The organism is Litorilituus lipolyticus (assembly GCF_006439335.1).
GTDB lineage: Bacteria > Pseudomonadota > Gammaproteobacteria > Enterobacterales > Alteromonadaceae > Colwellia > Colwellia lipolytica.
In genome coordinates this window covers 45,076-70,053 of record NZ_SAWY01000005.1, presented here as the reverse complement: position 1 = coordinate 70,053, position 24,978 = coordinate 45,076, and the positions used below count along the sequence as shown (strand labels likewise).

Annotated in this window: 18 protein-coding genes; 13 read left to right on the top strand and 5 right to left on the bottom strand. The window is 38.0% G+C overall.

What is annotated here, in order from left to right; translation table 11 throughout:
* Positions 1-16 precede the first annotated feature (16 nt).
* Complete coding sequence (locus tag EPA86_RS02785; RefSeq protein WP_170309552.1) at positions 17-1,597, bottom strand: SH3 domain-containing protein; 1,581 nt, start codon at positions 1,595-1,597, stop codon at positions 17-19.
* 161 nt (positions 1,598-1,758) lie between these two features.
* Here EPA86_RS02785 and lysA point away from each other — a divergent pair, with 161 nt between their 5' ends.
* Positions 1,759-3,024: a diaminopimelate decarboxylase gene (lysA, locus tag EPA86_RS02780; RefSeq protein WP_140601671.1), complete on the top strand. Its 1,266-nt coding sequence runs from the start codon at positions 1,759-1,761 to the stop codon at positions 3,022-3,024.
* A 149-nt stretch (positions 3,025-3,173) separates the two neighbouring features.
* Here the strand turns inward: lysA and EPA86_RS02775 are convergent, their stop codons facing one another.
* Together EPA86_RS02775 and EPA86_RS02770 are read right to left on the bottom strand one after the other, a co-directional pair.
* Positions 3,174-3,521, bottom strand: coding sequence for a rhodanese-like domain-containing protein (locus EPA86_RS02775; protein WP_140601669.1), 348 nt, complete (start codon positions 3,519-3,521; stop codon positions 3,174-3,176).
* Between the two features lie 51 nt (positions 3,522-3,572).
* Entirely contained in the window at positions 3,573-3,776 is a 204-nt protein-coding gene (locus tag EPA86_RS02770; RefSeq protein ID WP_140601667.1) for a YgaP family membrane protein, read from the bottom strand.
* A gap of 162 nt (positions 3,777-3,938) precedes the next feature.
* Between EPA86_RS02770 and EPA86_RS02765 the strand changes: the two genes are divergently transcribed.
* The 7 genes from EPA86_RS02765 to EPA86_RS02735 all read left to right on the top strand — a co-directional run bounded on the left by EPA86_RS02765 (position 3,939) and on the right by EPA86_RS02735 (position 14,798).
* Entirely contained in the window at positions 3,939-4,247 is a 309-nt protein-coding gene (locus EPA86_RS02765) for an ArsR/SmtB family transcription factor (protein ID WP_140601665.1), read from the top strand.
* Positions 4,248-4,303: 56 nt separating this feature from the next.
* A complete protein-coding gene (locus EPA86_RS02760; RefSeq protein ID WP_140601663.1) occupies positions 4,304-7,702 on the top strand; it encodes an efflux RND transporter permease subunit in 3,399 nt (1,132 codons plus the stop codon).
* Positions 7,703-7,712: 10 nt separating this feature from the next.
* The gene (locus EPA86_RS02755) at positions 7,713-8,807 is read left to right on the top strand and encodes an efflux RND transporter periplasmic adaptor subunit (protein WP_140601661.1); all 1,095 of its coding nucleotides are present in this window, start codon (positions 7,713-7,715) and stop codon (positions 8,805-8,807) included.
* 240 nt (positions 8,808-9,047) lie between these two features.
* A complete protein-coding gene (locus tag EPA86_RS02750) occupies positions 9,048-9,830 on the top strand; it encodes a DUF481 domain-containing protein (RefSeq protein WP_140601659.1) in 783 nt (260 codons plus the stop codon).
* A 146-nt stretch (positions 9,831-9,976) separates the two neighbouring features.
* Complete coding sequence (locus EPA86_RS02745; protein ID WP_140601657.1) at positions 9,977-10,969, top strand: ABC transporter substrate binding protein; 993 nt, start codon at positions 9,977-9,979, stop codon at positions 10,967-10,969.
* Positions 10,970-10,975: 6 nt separating this feature from the next.
* The gene (locus EPA86_RS02740; RefSeq protein ID WP_140601655.1) at positions 10,976-12,556 is read left to right on the top strand and encodes a sensor histidine kinase; all 1,581 of its coding nucleotides are present in this window, start codon (positions 10,976-10,978) and stop codon (positions 12,554-12,556) included.
* A 19-nt stretch (positions 12,557-12,575) separates the two neighbouring features.
* Positions 12,576-14,798, top strand: coding sequence for a TonB-dependent receptor plug domain-containing protein (locus EPA86_RS02735; protein ID WP_170309551.1), 2,223 nt, complete (start codon positions 12,576-12,578; stop codon positions 14,796-14,798).
* 147 nt (positions 14,799-14,945) lie between these two features.
* Here the strand turns inward: EPA86_RS02735 and EPA86_RS02730 are convergent, their stop codons facing one another.
* Both EPA86_RS02730 and EPA86_RS02725 read right to left on the bottom strand, forming a co-directional pair.
* A complete protein-coding gene (locus tag EPA86_RS02730; RefSeq protein WP_140601651.1) occupies positions 14,946-17,429 on the bottom strand; it encodes a GGDEF domain-containing response regulator in 2,484 nt (827 codons plus the stop codon).
* Between the two features lie 239 nt (positions 17,430-17,668).
* A complete protein-coding gene (locus EPA86_RS02725) occupies positions 17,669-19,264 on the bottom strand; it encodes an isocitrate lyase (RefSeq protein WP_140601649.1) in 1,596 nt (531 codons plus the stop codon).
* Positions 19,265-19,641: 377 nt separating this feature from the next.
* Between EPA86_RS02725 and EPA86_RS02720 the strand changes: the two genes are divergently transcribed.
* From EPA86_RS02720 to EPA86_RS02700, 5 genes are all read left to right on the top strand, one after another.
* The gene (locus EPA86_RS02720) at positions 19,642-20,589 is read left to right on the top strand and encodes a LysR family transcriptional regulator (RefSeq protein WP_140601647.1); all 948 of its coding nucleotides are present in this window, start codon (positions 19,642-19,644) and stop codon (positions 20,587-20,589) included.
* 16 nt (positions 20,590-20,605) lie between these two features.
* Positions 20,606-20,971, top strand: coding sequence for a CidA/LrgA family protein (locus tag EPA86_RS02715; protein ID WP_246058223.1), 366 nt, complete (start codon positions 20,606-20,608; stop codon positions 20,969-20,971).
* An 8-nt stretch (positions 20,972-20,979) separates the two neighbouring features.
* Complete coding sequence (locus EPA86_RS02710; RefSeq protein ID WP_140601645.1) at positions 20,980-21,696, top strand: LrgB family protein; 717 nt, start codon at positions 20,980-20,982, stop codon at positions 21,694-21,696.
* A gap of 333 nt (positions 21,697-22,029) precedes the next feature.
* Entirely contained in the window at positions 22,030-24,210 is a 2,181-nt protein-coding gene (locus tag EPA86_RS02705) for a malate synthase G (RefSeq protein WP_140601643.1), read from the top strand.
* 293 nt (positions 24,211-24,503) lie between these two features.
* Positions 24,504-24,914 carry a hypothetical protein gene (locus tag EPA86_RS02700; protein WP_140601641.1) on the top strand — a complete coding sequence of 137 codons (411 nt, stop codon included), beginning with the start codon at positions 24,504-24,506 and terminating at the stop codon, positions 24,912-24,914.
* Positions 24,915-24,978: the final 64 nt, after the last annotated feature.

The following is a 24,978-nucleotide window of genomic DNA, read 5'->3' as shown; positions in this document are numbered from 1 at the left end:
AAACCTTTGCTAAGTTTTAATGATTATTATGACTTAAGTCACCTTGGCTGGTGCTGTAAGCAAGTCGCTTTATTACACTTAGCTGGTTAACATAATCATGCATCGGTTGTAGTGGCGTAACAGAAACACCATTGAGTACCCCTTCATACAACTGACCATTTTCTTGTAAAACCTTATAATCTTTTACGTCGTGAATAATATAAGGCTGACCTTTATCCATACCTAAAAACATCACTACATGTCCTGGTAAATACAATAAATCACCCACTTGCAACGATTCTAAGCCTTGTTGCTTTTTCTTATATTGAAGTTCGATTAATGTATCTTGCTCATGCTTACTCTTAGCTTGTAACTGTTCATTTATCGGCATTTGAAATCGAATATTGTAACCATAATCACTCTTAGCTTGTTGCCCTGAATTTCTTGGCATTAATAGTCCAAAGCTTTTATAAATTTCACCAATAAAACCAGTGCAATCTCTGCCATTAAAATCATGACCCCAGCCATAGCGCTCACCTAAAAACTTGAACGATTGCTTAATGATATTACCCTGTGTCATCGCCAATGTGCCTACAGTCACATCTTTACTTTTAGGAATAGATAGCGTAGTAAACGCTAACTTACCAAATGAGTTTTTCGTTGGGAATCGAACAATGTGGTTAGCATAGGGATTTTGCCCATTAACGTTATAAAGGCTATCGTTATTTGAGCTATCGTTTAGGCTAAGTTCTAAGTGAGTTACCAAGGGTAAACGAACGCCCATATCTAGTTGCAATAATTCTGCTTCATTATTTTGAGCATTTCTTGGGATATCAACAAAGACTTTGCCTCCCGTTATTGTGATAAAGTGAGCCGCCTTATTAAATTGTGCTATTTGATCTTTTTCACCTATCGCTAAATCTTTGCTCGGCATCCAAGCAAGGTAATTATAAGCCTGTACTAACGACCAAAGGCCATCTTTACTGTTATGCAACACAGCAACAACTTCGCCCGGGAAAATACCACTTTCTTGAAATAGGTCTAATTCATGATCAATGGTGTCATCATCATTTAATTTAAACGCTCGTTGCCATGTTGGAAACTTTCTTAACACAGAGCGTCTAGTAACTAAGCCATAAGCAACCGAATTAGCCTCGGTTATAGCAGCTAGATTGACCTTATCACGCAGTTCTTGGTAATCAGATTCTGTTAATGGCGTTTTATTGGCAAAATGTCGAGCGCTGCTAGGAATTGAGCTAATTTGGTTTATCTTTCCCAGCAATAAAGACTTTGTCAATACAGGCTTTATGGCCAAAGGGTCAGTAATATATGGATTTGTGTTAACTAACGTTTGATTGAATGCACTTATCTCTTGCTGACTCATTAAAACCTTATCTGGCGCAGGTAACTTATTTAGCCAATATTTCGCAGTTAAGTGTTCTGCTTGTATATCAATTACATCAGTTTTTAATTGCTGATGGATAACTCGTTGACTTTGCGCTGTAGGCTCAGCTAATGCAGGAAGCGAAACGGCAAAAGTAACAAGCATGAAAGTGCCCATGCCCCTTAATTTAGCAATAACTTTTCCAATGATTGATTCTCGGTTATTTTTTTTCACTCTTGACCCTTTAACAAGTTTTGCATGCACTAAAGCATAAGTCATATCCCTTGAATATAATGACGAGTTGGCATAAATTACTCAAGCATATTAGCATAGCTAACTCTTTATAATGTCAGTTTCATACTTGATGCTCACGACCAAAAGGCTAAATAATACTCATGACGGCAGCAAAGCACTTTCCCTATATCAATTCGCACATGTTTACTGAGCAAGTCGCCATTGCCGATATTGCTAAACAAGTCAAAACCCCTTTTTATTGTTACTCACAACAGGCAATTGAAGAAAACTATTTAAGTTATCAGCAAGCTTTTGCAAAACAAGATGCGCTAATTTGTTATGCCGTAAAAGCGAACGGTAACCAAGCAGTATTAACAACGCTAGCTAATTTAGGCTCAGGTGCCGATGTAGTATCTGTAGGCGAAATAAAGCGAGCATTGAGCGCTGGTATTCCAGCTAATAAAATTGTTTACTCGGGGGTAGCAAAATCTGAAAGTGAAATAGAATTCGCCCTCGAGCAAGATATCTTTCAATTTAATGTTGAATCTGAGCCTGAGCTAGAATTAATATCTCAAGTAGCCAGTCGTTTAAATACGACAGCCGCTATAGCCTTTCGAATTAATCCTGATGTTTGCGCACAAACCCACGAAAAAATCTCAACGGGTAAAGCTGAAAATAAATTTGGTGTGCCTATTTCTAAAGCGCGTCAAGCATACCAACAAGCGGCATCATTACCTGCCATTAAAGTGCAAGGAGTTGATGTCCATATAGGCTCACAACTCACCCAACTTTCTCCTTTTGCAGAGGCATTTGCTCGCGTAGCTGAGTTAGTCACTCAATTAAATGAGGATGGTCATACTATTAGCGTTGTTGATATTGGTGGTGGCCTTGGCATTGACTATCAAGGTGAGCAAGTACCGACTAAAGCGGAATATGCACAAGTGGTGCATGACGCCTTAGGGGATTTAAATTGCCAAATAGTCATTGAACCAGGGCGCTCATTATTAGGTGATGCCGGTATCTTGGTTTCCAGCGTTGTTTTTGTCAAACATGGTGAAGAGCGTGAATTTTTAATGCTAGATGCGGGCATGAATGATCTACTCAGACCTAGCCTTTATGATGCCTACCACGACATTTTGGCGGTTGATAATAGCCAAACAGAACAACAGGCCTATGACATTGTTGGCCCTGTTTGCGAAACAGGCGATACTTTTGCAAAATCACGAAAAATTAACCGCTCAGAAGCTGGCGATCTTATCGCTATAATGAGCTGTGGTGCTTATGGTGCGGTAATGGCGTCGAATTACAATGCCAGATTAACCGTACCTGAAGTCTTAGTTAGCAAAGATAATTTTGCCCTTATTCGCAAAAGACCAAGTTATGATGACTTAATCAAACAAGACATTGTACCTGACTGGTTAGCCTGATCTTGTTGCAAGATTGCACCTACAGGCATTAGTTAGGTATTAGTTAAATATTAGATATCACCAACGCTACTTAATGCCTAACTCATTCCTAATTAATGCCTTGCTAATGACCTAACAAGGCATTTTATTGACATACTGCCTTTGTTAGCTTAATCACACGCCTGACAAACATCATCTAATTGACAAGCAATAATTGACACCTGCTCGTAACCAACACGTTTGAGTTGCTCAGCTGCAAACGAAGCTCTCGCCCCCGTTGCACAATGTAGATAAATAGGTTTGCTAGCATCAGGAAATTTTTGCAACACTTGCATTTCTAATAAGCCACGAGGGATATTAATGGCATTATTTGCTGATTTTTGCGCAAACTCTGCCGGCTCCCTCACATCAATAATAACACCTTGATTTTGCTGACATTCAGCTACGGCCTTTTCTGCACTGACTACTGTAAGTTCTTCTTTAATACTGGCAACAATTTCCGGGATTGTTTTTAACATAATAAATTTTCCTTAGTAACAGGGTGTACACTGTATGAGTATTTAATAACTTTAACTGCAATTGCGACTTTCTTGTAAGCCAAATTTTCTTAATATTGTCATCATTAAACACCACTTGGTAAATGATGATTGAATTAAATTAACGGCGATAAATACTGTGAACCAAAGCCAGTTCATCGACACATTCACCGCTAAAAATAGCGAAAGTAAAATCATAGCGCCGGCAATTAATCTTAACGCTTCATTAACTGTCATAGTAACTCTCCTCGTTTAATTTGCATTGCAATGGTAATTGCCAAACAAATATTAGCAATTACTAATATTATATATATTAGCCTTTACTAATTTAGAAAACAACTATAAACTTAGCGAAAATACAAGAATTGATTAGATTGTCATAACAGTGAGCTTTAACTGATGAATATTGAACAACAAGAACTCAAACAAAATGCCTTACAGGTTGCCGACATGTTAAAGAAATTATCAAACCCTTATCGGTTGATGATTTTATGTTGCATCAGTGATCATGAACTCACCGTGGGTGAATTAAATGAGCAAATTGATTTATCTCAATCTGCACTTTCTCAACATTTAGCTAAATTAAGAGAGAGTAATATCGTGACCACACGTCGTGAATCTCAAACCATTTATTACCGCGTGGCCAATGAGCAAATCAAAGAATTATTGGTGATTTTGCAGGAAAAATTTTGTCATAAAGCCGATTAATTCGCGCAGCATGTCATACATCATGGTCAAATTTCTTAAGCATAGATGAACATAAAATGAATACAGCCACGAATAAAACAAGTCGATTTTTAGCTTACGTGCTACAAAGTAAGCTGCCGCTATTTGTATTGATTTTGTCAATCATTGCCGGCATGTTGGCGCTAAAATTCACCCCGCGTGAAGAAGAGCCTCAAATTGTAGTACCAATGATAGATGTGATGGTTCAAGCACCAGGGGTTAGTGCCAAACAAGTGGAGCGTTTAGTTACCACGCCCCTTGAAAAACTTCTTGCCCAAGTAAATGGCGTAGAACACATTTATTCCGTAAGCAAAGAAAGCCAAGCTATTGTTACCTTGAGATTTCATGTTGGCGAAAGCAGAGAGCGTTCTTTATTAAACACCTACAACAAACTTCACTCTAATACCGATAAAATTCCAGCACTTGTTAACCATTGGCAAGTAAAACCTATTGAAGTTGACGACGTGCCTATTTTAATGCTCGGCTTATGGAGCTCTGATAGCAAGCAAGTAGACGATTTTACCCTCAGACGCCTAGCAGAAGAAGTCTCGATACACCTGCAAGCCATTGAGAATACCAGTGAAGTAAACATTGTTGCAGGCAGAACAAGGGAAATTCAAATCAATGTCATACCCGAGCAATTAGCGGCTAGGCAATTATCTATGCAAGAAATTGTGCAAGCTATTCAATCATCAAATCAATTATCACATATTGGCAATATCACATTAAAACATGAAAGTGTCGCCCTACAAAGTGGTGATGTTTTTCGTGATGTAGAAAGTTTAGCCACTACGCCTATTAGTGTCATTGATGGCAGCGTCGTGATGCTAAAAGACGTGGCTACCATAACTGATGGCCCTACTGAGCAAGACCATTATTCGTGGATTGATTTTGCCTCAAACAACCAGCAACAAGCATCAAGTGATAATCCTTTAGTCACCTTAAGTATTGCAAAGCAAGCGGGCAGTAATGCTGTTTCTGTGGCTAAATCCGTGCATCAAGTCATGGCTGAATTGCAAGAGAAAATATTTCCTGAACCGGTACAGCTGGTCACATTGAGAGATTATGGCCAAACAGCCAACGAAAAAGTCAATAACTTAACGACAAGCCTTGCCTTTGCGGTATTTACGGTAGTGGTTTTTATCGGTGTATTTCTTGGCTGGCGTTCAGCTTTGGTCGTTGGTCTTGCGGTACCTATTTGCTATGGCATAACACTCGCTTTAGATTTAGCCTTTGGTTACACCATAAACCGTGTCACCCTCTTCGCACTTATCCTGTCTTTAGGGTTATTAGTTGATGATCCCATTACTGGCGTTGATAATATCGAGCGCTATTTAAAACGAAAAAAAGCTTCTCTTACCGAGAACATTGTTGGCGCTATCAATGAAATTCGCGTGCCCTTACTTATGTCAACTATCACCATAGTATTAGCTTTTTTACCACTAGCCTTTATAACAGGAATGATGGGGCCTTACATGGCACCGATGGCATTTAACGTACCTTTAAGTGTTATTAGCTCTACTTTAGTTGCTTTTCTCGTTACGCCTTGGCTGGCAGCCAAGTTCATCAGAGCACCTAAGCAAGACAACTCAGCTGTGACAAGTACTGTGGAGCACACAGGGTTTACAAGTTTGTATCGTAAGCTACTAACACCATTACTTGAAGACAAACGCAAAGGGAAGACTGCATTATGGCTAGTATTAGCTCTGTTTATACTGGCGGCCATGTTACCTGTGCTAAGGCTAGTTCCGTTGAAACTATTACCTTACGATAATAAAAATGAAGTTCAAATTATTATTGACATGCCTGAGTCTGCAAGTCTTGAACAAACAGCAGCAATGGCCAAGAAAGTATCACTAATTAGCCAGCAACTACCTGAAGTGGTTGCCATAGCAAGCTATGTTGGACTGCCCTCACCTATCGACTTTAACGGTATGGTCAGACAGTATTATCAACGTCATGCAAATAACTTGGCAGACTTACGCTTAACCTTATTGGATAAAAGTCAGCGTGAGCATCAATCTCATGGGATCGTTTTACGTTTACGTGCCTTACTTGCACCGTTAAATCAATTACTTGAATCTGGCAATATCAAAATAAAGGTTGTCGAAGTGCCACCAGGCCCTCCAGTATTAAGTACTTTAGTTGCTGAAGTTTATGGTAATGAGTTCACCTCATATGATGCCTTAAGAGACGCGTCAAAAATCGTGGCAAAGCGTCTTGAAGCCGAGCCACATGTGGTAGAAGTTGATACCACCGTAGGTGATAGCCAAACACAACAACGTTTTGTTACCGATAAAACCAAAGCGGCTTTATCAGGTGTTTCTACGCAAAATATTAACCAAGTTCTTAACATTGCGAATCAAGGCGAAGTCGTCAGTTATTTGCACATAGAGCAAGAAGCCACCCCGCTTGCGATTAAGTTAAAATTAGCCATTGATGAACGAGAAACCTTAAGCCAATTATCTCGAATTACCGTAAAAGGTGAAGCCGGTATTGTGCAAAGTCAAACACCACAAGGTATTGATATGGCGCCACAATCCATTGTATCACTAGGTGAATTAGGCCGTTTTGAGCAATCCATTAATGACAAAGTTATCTTTCGTAAGGACTTAAAGCCTGTTGTTTATGTCACCGCCGATATATCAGGCAGAACACCCGCTGAAGTCATTGCAGATATTAACAGCGACTTGCTATCCAATGAAGGTAATAGCGAGTTATCTTCAACAATAGCCGATAAAGATAATGAAAGCCCACATTGGTCATCGCGAACCTTTTTAACCAGTGGAGCAAAACAATACTGGCAATTACCAGAAGATATTAACTTATCGTTTAGTGGCGAAGGTGAATGGCGCATTACTATTAGAGTATTTCGTGATATGGGGCTTGCCTTTGCTTTTGCTTTGACAGCTATTTTTATAGTACTTCGCATTCAAACAGGCTCTGCAGCATTATCAGGCATTATTATGTCGGCTATCCCCTTAACGGTTATTGGTATTATGCCCGGCTTTTTACTTTTAAATCAGTTTGGTGAAAGGGAAATTGCAGGTGCACCTGAACCCGTACTTTTTACGGCTACGGCCATGATAGGCATGATTGCGCTTGCCGGCATTGTTGTGCGTAACTCGCTCATCTTGATTGAGTTTATTAACCAAGCGCAACAGCAAGGACTAATGATTAAAGAATCGTTATTACAAGCAGGAGCTGTTCGTATGCGTCCGGTGTTATTAACGGCTGGCACAACTTTGCTCGGTAATTTAATCATCACATTAGACCCCGTATTTAGTGGCCTCGCCATTGCCATTATTTTTGGCATTATTTCTTCAACCATTTTTACTTTGTTAGTGGTGCCTATTGTCTACTCATTAGTGTTTGATCAACCAGAAAAAAACACTCAAGTAGCACAGCAGCAAGCATCAACAACTATTGACACTTAAAAGGTGTAACATGACAGCACAACATTCAAACTCAGTAAGCTCAACTAAAAAAACATCATGGTTGATACCTAGCCTAGCGTTAATTATTTTATTATTGATGGTTGCTTGGTTAGCCGGTTTTTTTAATGAGCAAGTCGCACCAGAAACACTGCCTTTAACAGCAGACAGCCAAATAAACAAAGCCGATACCTTTATTGTGCAAAGTACCTTAACGCAAAACATTGAAGGTGTTGCGGCAAGTTTAGTTGCAAAACAAGGGACAACCATTTCTTCTCGTATGTTAGCAAGAGTTGCCAAAGTCAACGTGCGAGCAGGTGATGACGTTAAACAGGGCGATATTTTAATCGAGTTAGAAAAAAGCGATTTATTAGCGCAAGTCAAAGAAGCTGAGCAACAGATAACGGCCATCAATGCTAGAGTACAAGAAGCACAAGCCAACTTTGAACGTGCTAAAGAGTTATTTGACAAAAAGATCGCTTCAGCGTTTGACCTTGATAAAGCCAAAGCTAATTTCGATAGTATTAGCGCTGAGTTAACCGCCGCAGAACAAAGTAAAGCCCAAGCAGTAACCGCCTTAAGCTATGCCACAATCAAATCTCCCATTTCAGGCAAAGTAGTAGATCGTTTTACCGAGCCGGGCAATACCGCGCAACCAGGTACAAAGCTACTTGCCCTTTATAACCCAGTTTCACTAAGAGTGGAGGCACAAGTAAGAGAAGCCGTCGCTCTGACATTAACACCTGGGCAAACCATTAATGTCGAATTGCTTAGCTTAATGAAAGTATTTCAAGGACAAGTAGAAGAAATAGTACCTGCGGCTAATACAGGCTCACGGAGCTTTTTAGTTAAGGTCAGTATTGATTATCAACAAGGGTTATTGCCGGGGATGTATGCACGCATGCTAATTCCTGCAGGTTTTAGTGAGAAAATAACTATCCCTACATCAAGTATTACCCAAATAGGTCAACTCGATTTTGTCTGGCTGATTGAAAATGGTATCAAGCAAAAGCGTTTCATCAGAGTAGGCAATCGCGTCAGCATTGACCAAGTATCTGTTATTTCAGGGCTTTCAAATGGTGAAACGATATTATTGAATGAGACATAAATAGTCACTGGGTCGATGTTAAAACAATTAATCTTACAGCCAAATTGTAGTCACTTTTTTCATCGGCCTAAAAAGATAATTAAAAAATAAAAAACTCAGAAAACTTTACAAAAAATGCACAGCTAGTGTTAAAAATTTGTTAGAATCGCGTCAAATTATTCTCTGCTCCTTTTGAGTCTTTTTTAAAGAGCTCGTAACTCATAGGGAGTAACACCTCATATTCTATTGTAAAGGATGATCATGAAAACAAAATTAGCGATTACCGCCCTATGCTTATTACCATTAGCTAGCCAAACGGCTTTTGCTGAAGAAGCAAAAGATGCTTCAGAATTAACTATGTCAGCTGAACTTGGTTTTTTATTCAAATCAGGAAACACCAAAAGCGGCGACATTAAAGCCGGCTTTAATGTAAAACATAAGAAGAACCAATGGACTAACCTTCTTGCTGTTAATGCCTTAGCAAAGAAACTTGAAGAAAAAGATGACGACACCGGTGATAAAGAGTTTGTAACCACAGACAACAAGTGGGATTTAAAAACGCAAACTAACTACGCGTTACATGAGAATGGCAAAAACTATTTATATGCTAACTTAGGTTACCAACAAGATAAGTTCAGCGGTTTTGAAAGCCAAAGCTCTTTATCTATGGGTTGGGGTCGTCATTGGATCGACACTGAAACCAGTTCACTTTTTGCTGATATTGGTCCGGGTGTAAAATATGACGTTATTCGTCAAACTGACACCCAACCTAAAAATGAAGAAACAAACTTCATCGTTCAAGCACAAGCACTTTACACAACTAAAATTAATGAATTTGTTGAGTTCAAGCAGTATTTAGTGGCTAAGCAAACCTTTGAATCAGGAAAAAACAGTGTTTATCAATCTGAAACATCAATTACTACTAAATTAATTGAATCAATGCAGCTTAAATTTGCACTTCGAATCGATTACGACACAGAAGTAGAGCCTGAGTTTGAAAACACCAACACTGAAACATCATTAACATTGGTTTATAACTTTTAATAACAAACTCAATTCTTTGTTTTAAAACATATTACCCAATAAAAAAGGGTCAAAAGTATTTATGGTACTTTTGACCCTTTTTGTTATAAGTGTATACTAAACATTGTCTTAGTTATATTAGGTCTCACCCATTGGGAAGTAATGTCTTGAAAAAGCTTTTTTCAATTACTCTCTTCTTTTCCTGTCTATTGTCATGGGCACTTCTCTTTGTGGAGGTGGCAATAGCGAGCGACTCAAGTTCTGTTGAATCTTCAAGTCAAAAAATAGCGATCTTTTACCCTCGTTCAAAAGAGCCATATCGTAGTATTTACCAAGCCATCATGAAAGGTAGTGATAGCAAAGCAAAATCCTCATCGCAACCTATCGTTTTTGAACGTATGATTTTAGATAAAAACTTTAACAGTGAAATTATTGCTCTAGATCTCAAAGCGAAGGGAATTGTTAAAACTATTGTTCTTGGAAGACTTGGTTGGAAGTTAGCAAAAGAACTCTCTGTTTATAAAGAAGAAGATGGTCGTTCGTCATTTCAAATAGTTTCTGGTGCTTTACCTATAAGTCCTAATGGATTATCTGGAATTAGTTTAATAACCGCACCATCAGCTTTATTTGACTATTTAACCGATATTGCGCCAACGGTTAAAACCATTCACTTTGCTTACAGTAAACAAAGTGAATGGTTGCTTGATATAGCTAAGCAAGCAGCAATCGATAAAGGTTTAGTACTAAATGCCCATAAAGTCACGAGCACAAAAGAAGCCTTTAGTTATTATAAAAACCTTTTTAAGACCAACATTTCAAACAAGGATGCTATTTGGTTACCATTAGATAGAGTTGCTTCAAATGACAAAGTGACTTTACCGCTCATTTTAGAAAAAGCTTGGTCAAAAGAAGTGGTCGTTTTTTCGAGTAAACCTTCTCATGCAAAACGTGGGGTTTTGTTTTCAACCTACCCTGATAATTTCTCTATGGGCGCGCAACTATTTACGATGGTAAATGAGCTGTCTCAACAGCCATTGCAGAAAAATTTTGCCCCTTTGAAATCAACACTACTGGCTGTCAATTTAAGAACTGCTGCTCACTTAGGGTTTAAATACACAAGTAAGCAACAAGAAGCTTTTAAGCTCACCTTTCCGAAGTAACCTTATATGATGAAATTTTCTCATTTATTTTCATATAAAAGCAGCTTTAAGAGCCAATTAATAGGCTTATTCTTGTTTATGGTAATAATTCTTGCATTAACCACTTCCGCACTAACTGCATGGCAAAGTAGTAAAACTATCAGTGAAGCAACCATTGAAAATGGCCTACAAATCACCCACAACTTTGCTGAGCAAAGTGTTTTAGCCTTACTAACCGGAAGTATCGAAAATGCCAATGAAGCAATAGCTAGTACTCTAGGGTTTAGAGCAATAATGGCTGTTTCAATATTTAATACCAAAGGTGAAGTACTGCTATCATCAGAGTCCATTGTGATAAATGACCTCGTATCAGATATCAACGCGCTAAAAAATCATAGCCAATTAATCCATGAATCAGATAAATTTTGGGTATTTAGCTCACCCGTATATTTACAAAACGAACAGTACGATAGTGAGTTAATTGAACCTGATAGCGAAATGCCAGCACATGAATTATTAGGTTATGTTTTAGTTGAGTACAGCAAGAAAGAACTACACCAAATTCAACGTACCATCTTTATCAGTAATATAGTGACGGGATGTATAATCGCACTACTGCTTGCCTTATTAATGCGTTTTATCATTACTAAAATGACTAAGCCTTTACTCACACTATCGCAGACAATGGAAACTGCCCGTGAAACAGGACGTTACCCTAAAGCGACCGTATCAGGTGCGCTTGAACTAAGACAGATTGCTCACGCCTATAATCAGTTAATGGCTATTTTAGAAGTACAAAATGCCGAGTTAGCAAAAAGTAGAGACAATTTAGAGTCTGAGGTCGAGATTAGAACACAAGAGCTGGTCGTAGCAAGAGATGGCGCTTTAACAGCAAGTCGTCACAAATCTGAATTTCTTGCCAATATTAGCCACGAGTTGCGAACCCCGTTACAAGCTATTATAGGCTACACTGATTTAGTAAGAGAAGATTTAGAACTAGAGTGTATGGACGCTCAAGTAGAAGATCTCAACAAAAGCATTCGCAGTGCAAACAACTTATTAGCGCTAATAAACAACATTCTTGATTTGGCAAAAATTGAAGCAGGAAGAATGGATCTCCATGCTAAAGAGACTGATATACAGCTATTACTTAGTGAAACAATAGATACCATCACTCCAATGGCGGCAGCAAACAATAATAAATTAACTATGGATGTAGGTGAGTTAGCGACAACTTTATTTATTGATAGACAAAAGTTGATGCAAGTATTTTTAAACTTATTAAGTAATGCCTGTAAATTTACTAAAAATGGTGAGATTACTTTTCATATCCATAACGATTTAGCATTTCTTTATTTTTCTGTAAAAGATACCGGTGTAGGTATCGCTAAAGAAATGATCGACTTCATTTTTGAGCAGTTTACTCAAGTCGATGGTAGTCAAACACGTCGGTTTGAAGGAACAGGATTAGGTATGGCTATTACTCAGAATTTTTGCCAACTTATGGGCGGAAAACTCACGGTGAATAGTGAAATTAATGTAGGTTCAACTTTTAGTGTAAAAATCCCTTTAGTTTGGGATGAGCGTGAAATTAGCGATACAAAATAATAATAAGCGGAGAGTACAAATGTCTTTTTCTATGAAATATATCTCTTTATCAATATTAACAGCACTATCAATACATACTCCAACGGCATCTGGCCAAAAAACCGAAACCATTTCCTTTCTGCCCGAAGAATATTATGAACAAGACAGCGAAGACAGTTTGGCTGACTTCTATGGTGATGAAGAATTTGTCAGTATTGCTACCGGCAATAAAGTATTAATTAAAAAAGCCCCCTCTGTTGCTACAGTTATTTCCGCTAAACAAATTGCTCATATGGGCGCTAAAACCGTTGCAGAAGCACTAGAAAATGTTCCTGGTCTGCATGTTTACCCCTCGCCCTTCAATCGTATGAACAATTCTTTTTCAATACGAGGCATTCATACAGATCAAAATCCACAAGTCCTATTCCTTATTAATGGTTTGCCAGTAAGAGAAGAGTACACAGGAGCGAGACCAGAAACCTTTCAAATGCCTGTTCATACAATCGATAGAATTGAAGTGATTCGAGGCCCTGGCTCAGCAGTATACGGCGCTGATGCATATTCAGGTGTCATCAATGTTATCACTCAAGATATTACAGCGTTAGAGCAAAGTAGTTATGGCCTTAGTTACGGTAGTTTTAACTCATCAAATGCATGGTACAAAAACTCCTTTTCAATTGAACAAGTAAACTTTGGCGTCTCTATTGAAAGTTTAAAAGGAGATGGCGACGAAGATCGTATAATGACTAGGGATTTACAATCGATTTTTGATGAGACTATCGGAACAAATGCTTCCTTAGCACCAGGCCCTGTAGCCACTCATTATGATATTTTAGACGTTCGACTTTCTGCCACAACAGAGAAGCTTAAAGGAAACTTTTGGTATTGGGATAACAACAATGCCGGACAAGGTGTTGGAGCAGCCCAGGCCCTCGATCCTACTGGAAGGCAAAATTCAACCATTTACCAATTTGATTTAGCGTACAACTGGGAGTTATCAAGCTGGGATGCCAAAGTGTTATATAATTATTACCAGCTAGAAACCAAAGCAGAGTTTACTATTTTGCCACCTGGCGCACTCGTTCCACTTGGGGCAGATGGCAATATGAATTTAGTTTCTCCTGTTGGCATTGGTTTATTCACTGAAGGGTTTAAGGGTAATCCTCAGCCTAAGGAAGTACTAAATTCAATTGACTTCAATGCGCTATCTTCCAAATACAATGATCATCAAATACGAATTGGACTAGGAATTTCGCAAAGAAAGCTTACCGCAAAAGAAGAGAAAAATTTTGGTCCAGGTGTGCTTGATATGGGACAGGTCAGCCAACTTTTTTCATTAGGTCAACCGATTATAGTTGATGGAACATTAACCGATGTAAGCAATACCCCATACATTTTTGTTAAAGATGTCGAACGGTTAAATAGTTATATTAGTTTGCAAGATCAATGGAAATTTGCCAATGATTGGGAGCTAACTGCAGGTATTCGCTATGACTATTACGATGACTTTGGCTCAACGGTCAATCCGAGATTAGCATTAGTTTGGGAAATGACACAAAGTACTTCTTCAAAATTTCTCTACGGTAGGGCATTCAGAGCGCCTGCATTTGACACCCTATACGCTATAAATAATCCCGTAGGTTTAGGTAACCCAAACCTCTCCCCTGAAACCATTGATACCATTGAGTTTAGCGTTAACCAAACACTTAATGAAAACTTCAATTGGTCCACCAACTTGTTCGCTTATGAAAGTAAAAATTTAATTGAATTCATTCCTGATCAAGGTACAACAACCACAACAGCACAAAATGCTCGAGGGCAAACAGGTTATGGTTTTGAGAGCGAATTATCTTGGAAAAACATTACTGGCCTATGGAAGTTAAACTACTCTTGGCAACATTCCGAAGACGATAAAACAAAACAAACGATTATTATGGCACCTCGCCAACTTTTTAACGCAATGTACGATAGCCAAGTTACTGAGTCATTAAACTTTAATGCTAAATTAAACTGGGTAGGAAAAAGAGCAAGGCAACTTGGTGATTCACGCCCACCTTTAGATAATTATGCTACTTTAGATTTTGCTTTACACTGGGCAATTGATAATGAACATATATGGAAAGTATCGCTTATTGGCAAAAATATAACCGATGAGTCTGCTTTTGAGCCATCTCATCCATTAGTTCCTGAAGCCTTGGGGCCAATATCAGACTACCCTATTCAAGGGCGTTCTTTTTATCTACAGCTAAGTAAAAACCTTTAAACAATCGGATCTTTATTAAAATTATATTAGTCATCGTAAAGAGAATTACTGAACAGGTTATGAGGACTTAACAAAGCGTAAACAGCGATAAGAAGGCATCAATTTAGAATTGATGCCTTCTCTTTACTTAATAATATCAACTTACGGCTAAAATAGACCTTCAACAGGTTGTGGTTTACATAAATGGTAACCTTGCGCATAGGTCACCCCGATATCGGCTAAGATATTTAAGGTTTCTTCATTTTCAACGAATTCAGCCACTGTTCTTTTATTTAATGCACTTGCCACTTCACAAATGGCTTTAACCAGTGCTAAATCCACACTATTATTTGCTAAATCTACAATAAAGGAACCATCAATTTTCACCGACTGAGCTGGCAATTGCTTCAAATAAGTAAAAGTACTAAACCCCGTACCAAAATCATCTATTGAAAACTCACAGCCTAACTCACTTAACTGCTCTATTATTTTTTGTGTCGCTGCAATATTGGTTAAACTTGCACTTTCTGTTAATTCAAAAATAATTCGATTGGCATCAATTTGATATTGTTGTAATTTTTCTTGTAAAAGCGGAATTAAACGCTCGTCACTAAAGCCTTGAGCAGATAAGTTTATCGCTATTTTATTCAAACCAGAATGTTCAGCTAAATAGTAAATTGCTTTACTGATCACTTGCCGATCAAGTAGGCTCATGTCGCCTTCACGTTCAAGTGCAGGAATAAATTCCCCAGGCATAATTAACTTACCATCGAGCTCAAGCCTCACTAATGCTTCATAGTAGGCAATTTCTCTTGTTGCTATATGATAAATAGGTTGAAAGTGTAAAATAAGATTATCATCAGCAACGGCTTGATGAAGTGTTCTAGCCCACTCAAGACTTGCTTGTAACTCTTTACTTAAGATATCGTTTTGATTGTAGAGGTGAGCCGTATTTCGCCCCATTTTCTTAGCTGCATAAAGTGCTATATCAGCATGTTTCATATAATCTTGTGCAGAAAACTCAGAGCCATTAATTTCTGCTACCCCAATGGAACAGTTTACTTTAAAAATTTGCTCTTCAATCTCGCACTTATACGAATCAAGTAATTGACAAATATTTGTCGCCAACTTTAATGCTGTTTGCATATCAGTGTTAGGTAACAACAAAGCAAACTCATCGCCACCGATCCGAGCAATAAAATCTGCTTCGCGAATACGTGATTGAATTAAAGATGAAATATTTCTCAATACCACATCTCCATGATGATGACCTAAAGTGTCATTAATCACTTTAAAACGATCTAAGTCCAAATAAAATAAAGCATGAGGTCCATGACCTCTTGCTGCAGTCGCAGAATACTGTTTTAGTTCATTTTCGAAATAGACTCGGTTATACAAACCAGTCAAGCCATCATGCATTGCCAAGTATTCTAAATCTTTTTGTGCCTTTTTACGGGAAGTGACATTATCGATGGTGCCAGAAATATATCTATTTTGTTCTTTGTCAGACAAATTGACATCAAATTTAGCTTCTACCCAAAGCTCTTCATTAAATTTATTTTTCAAACGAAATTCAAAACTGTGGGAGCTGGTTTTACCCGATAATAATGTTTTCACTTCATTAGATATATAAGCCCCGGGAGAGCTTGGCTTCTCTATAAAGTCGAGTAAGGATTTTTGGTTCGATTCGTCAATGGTATATCCAGTAAACTTCTCCCAAGCCTTATTGAGGAAACAAATTTCCCCTTGCTCGTTAAGTTCAATGATAACACTACCTAATTGATCTAATAGATGCTGATGCTGCTCAGAAATGTTCCGATATTGTGCCCTTGATTCATTTAAGGACTTTACTTTGCTGGCAAACTGCTTATTACTGATAATGAAGTCTTCACGTCGCGCAGCACTTTCACAAACACCACGTAACTGCTCAGCCCTAAAAGGCTTTGTAACAAAGTCTGCTGCACCGTTAAGCATTAATTCTTCAGCTAACTCCATCGTGTGATTTGCAGTCATGATAACCACGGATTGCGATGGCTGTTCTTGCATCATTACGTCAAGAACATTATTACCACTCATACCTGGCAACATGACATCTAACAGTACTAAGTCATAATTTTTTTCACGCCATTGAATTAAACCTTGCTCACCATCTTCAGCAGTGTCAATGTTAAAACGTGTCGAAAGTATTCGGGTGACTAACTGTCGTGTATCTTCATTATCCTCAATGACAAGTAATGACGATTTTTTCATATCTGAAACTGGCAGATAATCATCATTATTCAAAATACTTGGCAATTGTTCACATTCAGAGAATGCGATGAGCTTATTTATACCGAACTCACGTGCAGTTGTTCGAGCTATATGTTCACACCAAGTATTGGCCACGATAATGAATGGGGTCTCTGAAGAACACTTTAAAACCCCTGAACGCACCATGCGTGCAAGACGCCAACCGTCAAAGTTATCAAGATTGATATTACTTACAATATAGTCAACAGACTGTGTTTTAAGTGTATCAATAGCCACTTGTGTGGTGTAGGCAGGTAGAATCTTAAGATCAGTTTTTTCTGTTAATAGTTTTTCAAGCGAAGTGAGTCTTTCACGATTGGTATTAAGCAAAAGTAATTGCTTTGTTCGTCGAAACTGCGACATAACCTCAACCTTTTAATTTACATAGAAAATTAGCTTTAAAGAATCGAATCTCTTAAAGATAAATCAAAACGACTATACCGCTAAAATATAATGAATGCTAAGGTTTTTTTACTAAAAAGAAATTAAACTACTGCTCTGAGGTCAGTTCACTATAATGCATTGGAAATTAACAAAAAAACGTCAGTCACTAAAACCTAGTAACTGACGTTCTACTTAACAATTAATGAATTATTTTATGATTAACCAAATTGGTTTGAAGTGTTCTTCGCACCACCTGCTTTTAATGCATTCTCACCTGCGAAATATTCTTTGTGAGCATCACCGATATCAGAGCCTGACATGTTTTGATGCTTAACACAGGCAATACCTTGACGAATTTCCTGACGCTGCACACCTTTAACATAACCAAGCATACCCGCTTCACCAAAGTACTCTTTCGCTAAGTTATCAACCGACAATGCTGTGGTGTGATAAGTAGGTAAAGTAATTAAGTGATGGAATACATTTGCTTCACGTGATGTGTCGGCTTGGAATGTACGTACACGCTCATCAGCTTCAGCAGATAACTCAGAATCGTCATACTTAGCATTCATCAAATCGCTACGTTCATAAGCAGAAACATCTTTACCCGCTTCTACCCATGCATCATAAGCTTGTTGACGGAAGTTAAGTGTCCAGTTAAATGATGGAGAGTTGTTGTAAACTAGCTTAGCATTTGGATGAACTTTACGAACATCATCCATCATACCTTTAATTTCATGTACTGTAGGAACGGCTGTTTCAATCCAAAGTAAATCAGCGCCCGCATTTAATGCACCAATACAGTCAAACACACAACGCTCATGACCTGTCCCTTCACGGAATTGGTATAAGCCAGAAGGTAAGCGCTTAGGACGAACAAGTTTACCGTCACGGTTTAAGCACACATCGCCTTCACGCATTTGTGATACATCGATTTCTTCTACATCTAAGTAAGAGTTATAAATGTCGCCTTCATCGCCTGGCTCTTTAACTACCGCAATTTCTTTAGTAAGACCAGCACCTTCAGAGTCAGTTCGCGCAACAATAATACCGTTATCAACACCTAGCTCTAAGAATGCATGACGTAATGCACGAATTTTTGCATGGAAATCGGCATGTGGAACGGTAACTTTACCGTCTTGGTGACCACATTGCTTTTCATCAGCCACCTGATTTTCAATTTGAAGAGCACAAGCTCCCGCTTCAATCATTTGCTTAGCCATAAGGTAAGTTGCTTCGGCATTACCAAAACCAGCATCAATATCTGCAACAATTGGAACAACATGAGTTTCAAAATTGTCTATCTGATCTTGAATTTGTTTTGCTTGTGCTTGATCGTCAGCTTCAATCGCTTTATCTAAAGCTGTGAACAATAAGCCTAGCTCGCGAGCATCCGCTTGGCGTAGGAAAGTGTATAGTTCATTTACTAATGAAGCGACGCTGGTTTTTTCATGCATTGATTGATCTGGTAATGGACCAAATTCACTACGTAGTGCCGCTACCATCCAACCAGAAAGGTATAAATATCTTCGTTTTGTTGAACCAAAATGCTTTTTAATTGAAATTAGCTTTTGCTGACCAACAAAACCATGCCAGCAACCTAGTGATTGAGTGTATTTGGTATTATCTGCATCAAACGCATCCATATCAGCACGCATAATATCGGCAGTATATTTTGCAATATCTAAACCCGATTTAAATTGGTTTTGCACTCGCATACGAGCAACTGACTCTGGATTAATCGCGTCCCAAGAGCTACCTGCTTTTTCTTTAATGGCTTTAACTGCTTCAATTGCACTTTGATAATTAGACATATCATTCTCCAAAAGTCTTGTTGTATTATTCATATAGTTTATTGGCATTGGTTGATTTGCTTTCTTCATTCAACTTAAAACGACAGAACTTGAAAAAGTTAGCTTTCATACCGGACAACAAAAAGCATAAAGGCCCAAGAAACATTTTCAAAATATATAATTACAATTACCGCCATTCACATCATGAATAATACTTTTTATTGGTTGCTCATAAAACATTTTGAGATCATCACTTTCAGCCTAATAAAGCCCGTAACTACTAGCCTTTAGTCGTAAAAATTGCACATAGCCATTATTTCTGCGAAAAAAATTTGTATTCACTGGTAAATTCGCTTATATATGTTTCAATTATATTTTTTCGTCGAGCCATTAAACTTATGAATATTTCTAAAATAGATCTGAATTTACTTATTTATCTTGATGTATTGCTACGAGAAAAAAATGTTACTCGCGCTGCTAGCCAACTAAACATTACACAGCCTGCAATGAGTAACGGTTTAAAGCGTCTACGCACGTTATTTAATGACCCTATTTTGGTGAGAACGTCTGATGGAATGGCTCCAACAGAAAGAGCAAGAGCATTAGCACCGAGTATCAGAAAAATATTATTAGAGCTTGAAGAAGCACTACAAGGCGAAGAAGAGTTTAATGAACTCAATAGTCAGCGTGTTTTTCGTATTATGGCTAGTGATTATGCGGCCTCAACTCTTATCCCTACACTGTTAAAACTACTCAATAAAGTGGCTCCAAATATCACGCTAGATATTATGACACCCAGTGATGTTACCTTTCATGATGTTGAAGCAGGCAAGATTGATATGGCCATCAACCGTTTCGATGAATTACCCCAATCTTTTCATCAAAAAGCCATTTGGCGCGATTCATTTTCATGTTTAGTGAGTGCTGACAACCCTGTAGTTAGCAAGTTTAACCTCAATGCTTACTTAAATAGTAAACATGTATGGGTATCAAAAACGGGCTTTGGTGTTGGTGTTGGTATGGATCCCAAAGATGTGCAAAAACTTGGCTGGGTTGATGAAGCCCTAGCGCGACTGGGTAAAAAGCGTGATATTAAGGTGTTCACACGTAATTATCATGTTGCAATGCAATTAGCTTATGAAGACAACTTAATAGCAACTTTGCCAACTAAAGCCGCTGAGCTACATAAGCATGATGCAAACTTTACGATTATAAAACCGCCATTTGAGATACCAGATATAGAACTGAAAATGATTTGGAGCCCTTTGCTTCATCATGACGCAAGCCATGTTTGGTTTAGACAGTTAGTTATTGCAGCAGCGCAAAAAAGCCAAGGTTTGCAATAATAATGCTTATTTAAAAATGATGAAAAATGCGCTGTATACCCTTTGTGCTATAGCGATCAGCTTACTGATAGGTAAGCTGATTTATGCTCTTATACCATTTATTCCTGCCAGTCTCTATGGCATGATGTTTTACTGCTTGTTGTTAAAGCTTAACCTCGTATCACCTGATAACGTTGAGAAAACCAATCAATGGCTGATTCGTTATATGGGGATCTGTTTTGTTCCGGCAGGCGTCGGTATTATGAACCACTTTGATCTAGTCAAATCATACGGTTTTACCATTTTATCGATCATCATTGTTTCAACATTCATTTTACTGACCTTCGTTGCTTGGTGCTCTCAAAGAATATTTAAACAAAGCCATTCAATTGAGCCAAGGTAATGCATTAAATGATTCTCGAAGCGCTCTCCCCTATTTCTCTCGCAATCCTGCTGACTTTATTAACCTTGGTGCTTTATCAGTTAATTATGAAAGCCCAGCAAAAATGGCAGTTTATCTGGCTAAACCCCATGTTAATAACCATTATAGTGTTAGTGCCTTTCTTGCTTTCACAACACATTAGCTACGGTCAGTATCAACAGTCAAGTCAGCTATTAACTCGATTATTAGAGCCTGCCATAGTCGCGTTAGGCTTTCCTTTGTATCAGCAATTGAATCAAATAAAATACCATTGGAAAGGAATTATCGCCGTCTTATCACTAGGCGTTCTTGTCGTCATAATTGTCAGCTTTTCAATGACAATGTTCTTGATATATCAACCCAGCTTAGCTATTGCACTATCACTAAAATCTGTCACCACCCCCATAGGTATTGCACTGTCAGAGCAGTTTTCGGCGGATAGCTCTATTACTGCATTTGCGATTATTATCGCCGGTTTCGTAGGCGGCATTTTCGGCCCTAAGTGGCTTAATCTACTCGGTATAACGTGTGCAAAATCTCAAGGAATAGCCATTGGCGCTGCAAGTCATGTTATTGGTACTGCGATTGTTGCCAAAGACAAACCTGTACACGGTGCATACAGCTCATTAGCTTTGATATTTTCAGCATTATTAACCGCGATACTAAGCCCATTAATTATTCCCTCACTCATTAAGCTATTCAGTTAATTAATAATTCTCTAAAAACAGACTTAGTAACAATTAGCACACCAATCATTCACGTCGTGAATGACAATTATAATCCAGTACAATGCTATTGATGGCATTAAAACCAAAAATCAAAATATCGCTAATTATCAACAATTTAAAAACAAGCATTTATTTATATAAGCGGTTTTTCATGATGAATGGCTTTAATATGCCAATGACAACTATTGCCAGTAGTGATAATCCCCCCTAGTATTATCACTACTATTTATTACCAGCTAATTCAAAGTGGATCGCTTCACTTAAATTTATCCTATAGCTTAGCCATAAACAGCGCATTAAAGAGAGGATTTTATGTCATCAAGAGTTGCCATTGAAAAACTACATGTAAGTCAATGCCTTTATAATTTTATTGAAGAAGAAGCCTTATCAGGGTTAAACATTTCCTCCTCAAACTTTTGGCAGCAATTTGCCAGCATCATTGACGACTTAAGTGACAAGAATCGCCAATTACTTGCCAAGCGTGACGATATGCAAGATCAAATAGATCAATGGCATAAAAGCAATCAAGGCGCTAACTTTGACTTCTCTGCCTACAAAAGTTTCCTGCAAGAGATTAATTACCTAGAACCTGAGGTCGCTGACTTTCAAATTACAACAACTAATGTTGATGATGAGTTAGCATCCATTGCGGGACCGCAGCTTGTTGTGCCTATTATGAATGCACGTTTTGCCTTAAATGCCGTAAATGCACGTTGGGGTAGTTTATATGATGCTCTATATGGTACAGATGCCATTAGCGAGGAAGACGGCGCAGAAAAAAACAAAAGCTATAACCCTATTCGCGGAACAAAAGTAATCTCATTTGCTAAGAACTATTTAGATCAAGCAATTCCACTGGTTACAGGTAGCCATCAAGACGTAGTAGCTTATCATTTAAATGAACAACAACTCATGGTGAGCTTCAAAGATGGGCAACAAAGTGCTTTAAAAGATGCTGACAGCTTCATTGGCTTTTCAGGGCCCATCAATCAACCAGAGACCATTGTATTAAAACACAATGGCTTGCACCTTGAGTTAATCTTTGATGCTAACAGCCCTATAGGTAAAGAAGATGCTGCTGGATTAAGTGATATTAATTTAGAGTCCGCTTTAACGACTATTATGGATTGTGAAGATTCTGTAGCTGCGGTTGATGGTGAAGATAAAGTATTAGCATATCGAAACTGGCTAGGTCTTATGACAGGGACGTTAACTAGTGATATCACTAAAGCCGGCCATCAATTCACTCGAAAAATGAATGCTGACAAAAGCTATCAAACCATTTCAGGCAACGATATAAAGCTAAAAGGTCGAAGCTTAATGTTTGTGAGAAATGTTGGTCACCTAATGACGAACAATGCCATTATTGATAAGCATGGCAATGAAGTTCCTGAAGGCATTATGGATGCAATGATCACTTCACTTATTGCTTTACATGACATCCAAAACGCCAATGAATTAAATAACTCAAATAAAGGCTCCATTTATATCGTAAAACCTAAAATGCATGGCCCTCAAGAAGTGCGTTTTGCTAATGAGTTATTCTCTCGTGTTGAGCAAGCCTTATCACTTGAAGCTAACACCATTAAAATGGGCATTATGGATGAAGAAAGACGTACAAGTGTGAATTTAAAGAACTGTATTCATGCCGCAAAAGATCGCGTGGTATTTATTAATACAGGCTTTTTAGATAGAACCGGTGATGAAATTCATACCTCAATGGCCGCAGGAGCCATGGCAAGAAAAGCTGATATTAAAAACACACCCTGGATAAGTGCCTATGAAGATAACAATGTTGATATCGGCCTTGCCTGTGGTTTCAGTAAAAAAGCGCAAATTGGTAAAGGGATGTGGCCTATACCTGATCAAATGGCCAATATGATCACAGCTAAAATTGGCCACGTAGAAGCAGGAGCAAATACAGCTTGGGTACCTTCACCTACTGCCGCTACACTGCATGCCTTACATTATCATCATGTTGATGTATTTGCGCTCCAGCAGCAATTAAAGCAGCGTCAACCAGCAAAACTTGACGATATACTCACCATACCGTTAGCTCAAGACACAAATTGGTCTGAGGAAGAGATAAATGCCGAACTTGATAACAATGCTCAAGGTATTTTAGGCTATGTTGTTCGCTGGGTTGACCAAGGTGTTGGTTGTTCAAAAGTACCTGACATTAATGATGTCGGCTTAATGGAAGACAGAGCAACATTGCGTATATCAAGCCAACATATTGCTAACTGGCTATATCATGGGATTTGTACCACAGAGCAAGTACAAACCAGTTTAGAGAAAATGGCAAAAATTGTTGATGCTCAAAATGCTCACGATACCGAGTACCAAGCCATGAGTAGCAATTTCAGTGAAAGTATTGCCTTTAAAGCGGCAAGTGCTTTGGTGTTTTCAGGTACTGAACAGCCAAACGGCTATACTGAACCTTTGTTACATCAATTTAGATTAGAAAAAAAACGAGAATTAAACTCTTTATAAAAACAGAGTATTTACTTTAAAAATCAAATGACTAACAATATATTTGTTAGTCATTTTTTATTACAACTCATCACTATTTGAAATAATATAATCATTTCCCCGTTCATATCTTAATAAGCTAATTGATGGTTTAAGCAACAGTTTATCTCAAATAACTAGCAGCTCATCCCATGACGTTAGCTTTAGGTTAAATTTGATCATATAGTAAAAATGTAAAATAACTGTAACGATATATATCAGCTTGTCTTTACTGCAATATATGAAAGATAAGCCTTTAAGCTAAGGAGATAGCAATGAGATCATTTAAACTGTTACTAGCATCAAGCATAATTACCACGGCTTTATGTACAAGTTTATACTCTTTTGCCGCGCAACCTTTAGCCGTTCAGCCTGTTGTTAATGCTAAAACGAATATGATTAGTTACAATAATTTAACAAGTTCTGCGTTTAATAACTCAATAAAAACCACGACAGTTACCTTTAGTGCTAACAATGACTTAACTCACACTTATTCATCACCTAAATTAATAGGCAATAAGCATAATCAATTCTTTGAAGCGGCAGTAAACTTTAATGAAACATTACAACAAGTCATTTCTTTTTTCTCATCAGACGAAGAAAGTTTAGTTGCAGAACCCGAGCAACCTCATGAAGAGTTGGAAGAAGAAGTTTCAATAGCTAAATGCAAAGCTAGCTATAGCTAAGCTCCATTTACAATTTCCTTAAAAACTATAAGCTCAACTTAATAAATAGTTTGAGCTTTTTGTC

Coding starts and splice junctions, on each gene's coding strand:
- EPA86_RS02775 (WP_140601669.1), bottom strand. CDS start 3,521: ATGTTAAAAACAATCCCGGAAATTGTTGCCAGTATTAAAGAAGAACTT.
- EPA86_RS02700 (WP_140601641.1), top strand. CDS start 24,504: ATGAGATCATTTAAACTGTTACTAGCATCAAGCATAATTACCACGGCT.
- EPA86_RS02710 (WP_140601645.1), top strand. CDS start 20,980: ATGATTCTCGAAGCGCTCTCCCCTATTTCTCTCGCAATCCTGCTGACT.
- EPA86_RS02765 (WP_140601665.1), top strand. CDS start 3,939: ATGAATATTGAACAACAAGAACTCAAACAAAATGCCTTACAGGTTGCC.
- EPA86_RS02730 (WP_140601651.1), bottom strand. CDS start 17,429: ATGTCGCAGTTTCGACGAACAAAGCAATTACTTTTGCTTAATACCAAT.
- EPA86_RS02740 (WP_140601655.1), top strand. CDS start 10,976: ATGATGAAATTTTCTCATTTATTTTCATATAAAAGCAGCTTTAAGAGC.
- EPA86_RS02725 (WP_140601649.1), bottom strand. CDS start 19,264: ATGTCTAATTATCAAAGTGCAATTGAAGCAGTTAAAGCCATTAAAGAA.
- EPA86_RS02705 (WP_140601643.1), top strand. CDS start 22,030: ATGTCATCAAGAGTTGCCATTGAAAAACTACATGTAAGTCAATGCCTT.
- EPA86_RS02720 (WP_140601647.1), top strand. CDS start 19,642: ATGAATATTTCTAAAATAGATCTGAATTTACTTATTTATCTTGATGTA.
- EPA86_RS02715 (WP_246058223.1), top strand. CDS start 20,606: ATGATGAAAAATGCGCTGTATACCCTTTGTGCTATAGCGATCAGCTTA.
- EPA86_RS02755 (WP_140601661.1), top strand. CDS start 7,713: ATGACAGCACAACATTCAAACTCAGTAAGCTCAACTAAAAAAACATCA.
- EPA86_RS02760 (WP_140601663.1), top strand. CDS start 4,304: ATGAATACAGCCACGAATAAAACAAGTCGATTTTTAGCTTACGTGCTA.
- EPA86_RS02750 (WP_140601659.1), top strand. CDS start 9,048: ATGAAAACAAAATTAGCGATTACCGCCCTATGCTTATTACCATTAGCT.
- lysA (WP_140601671.1), top strand. CDS start 1,759: ATGACGGCAGCAAAGCACTTTCCCTATATCAATTCGCACATGTTTACT.
- EPA86_RS02735 (WP_170309551.1), top strand. CDS start 12,576: ATGTCTTTTTCTATGAAATATATCTCTTTATCAATATTAACAGCACTA.
- EPA86_RS02770 (WP_140601667.1), bottom strand. CDS start 3,776: ATGACAGTTAATGAAGCGTTAAGATTAATTGCCGGCGCTATGATTTTA.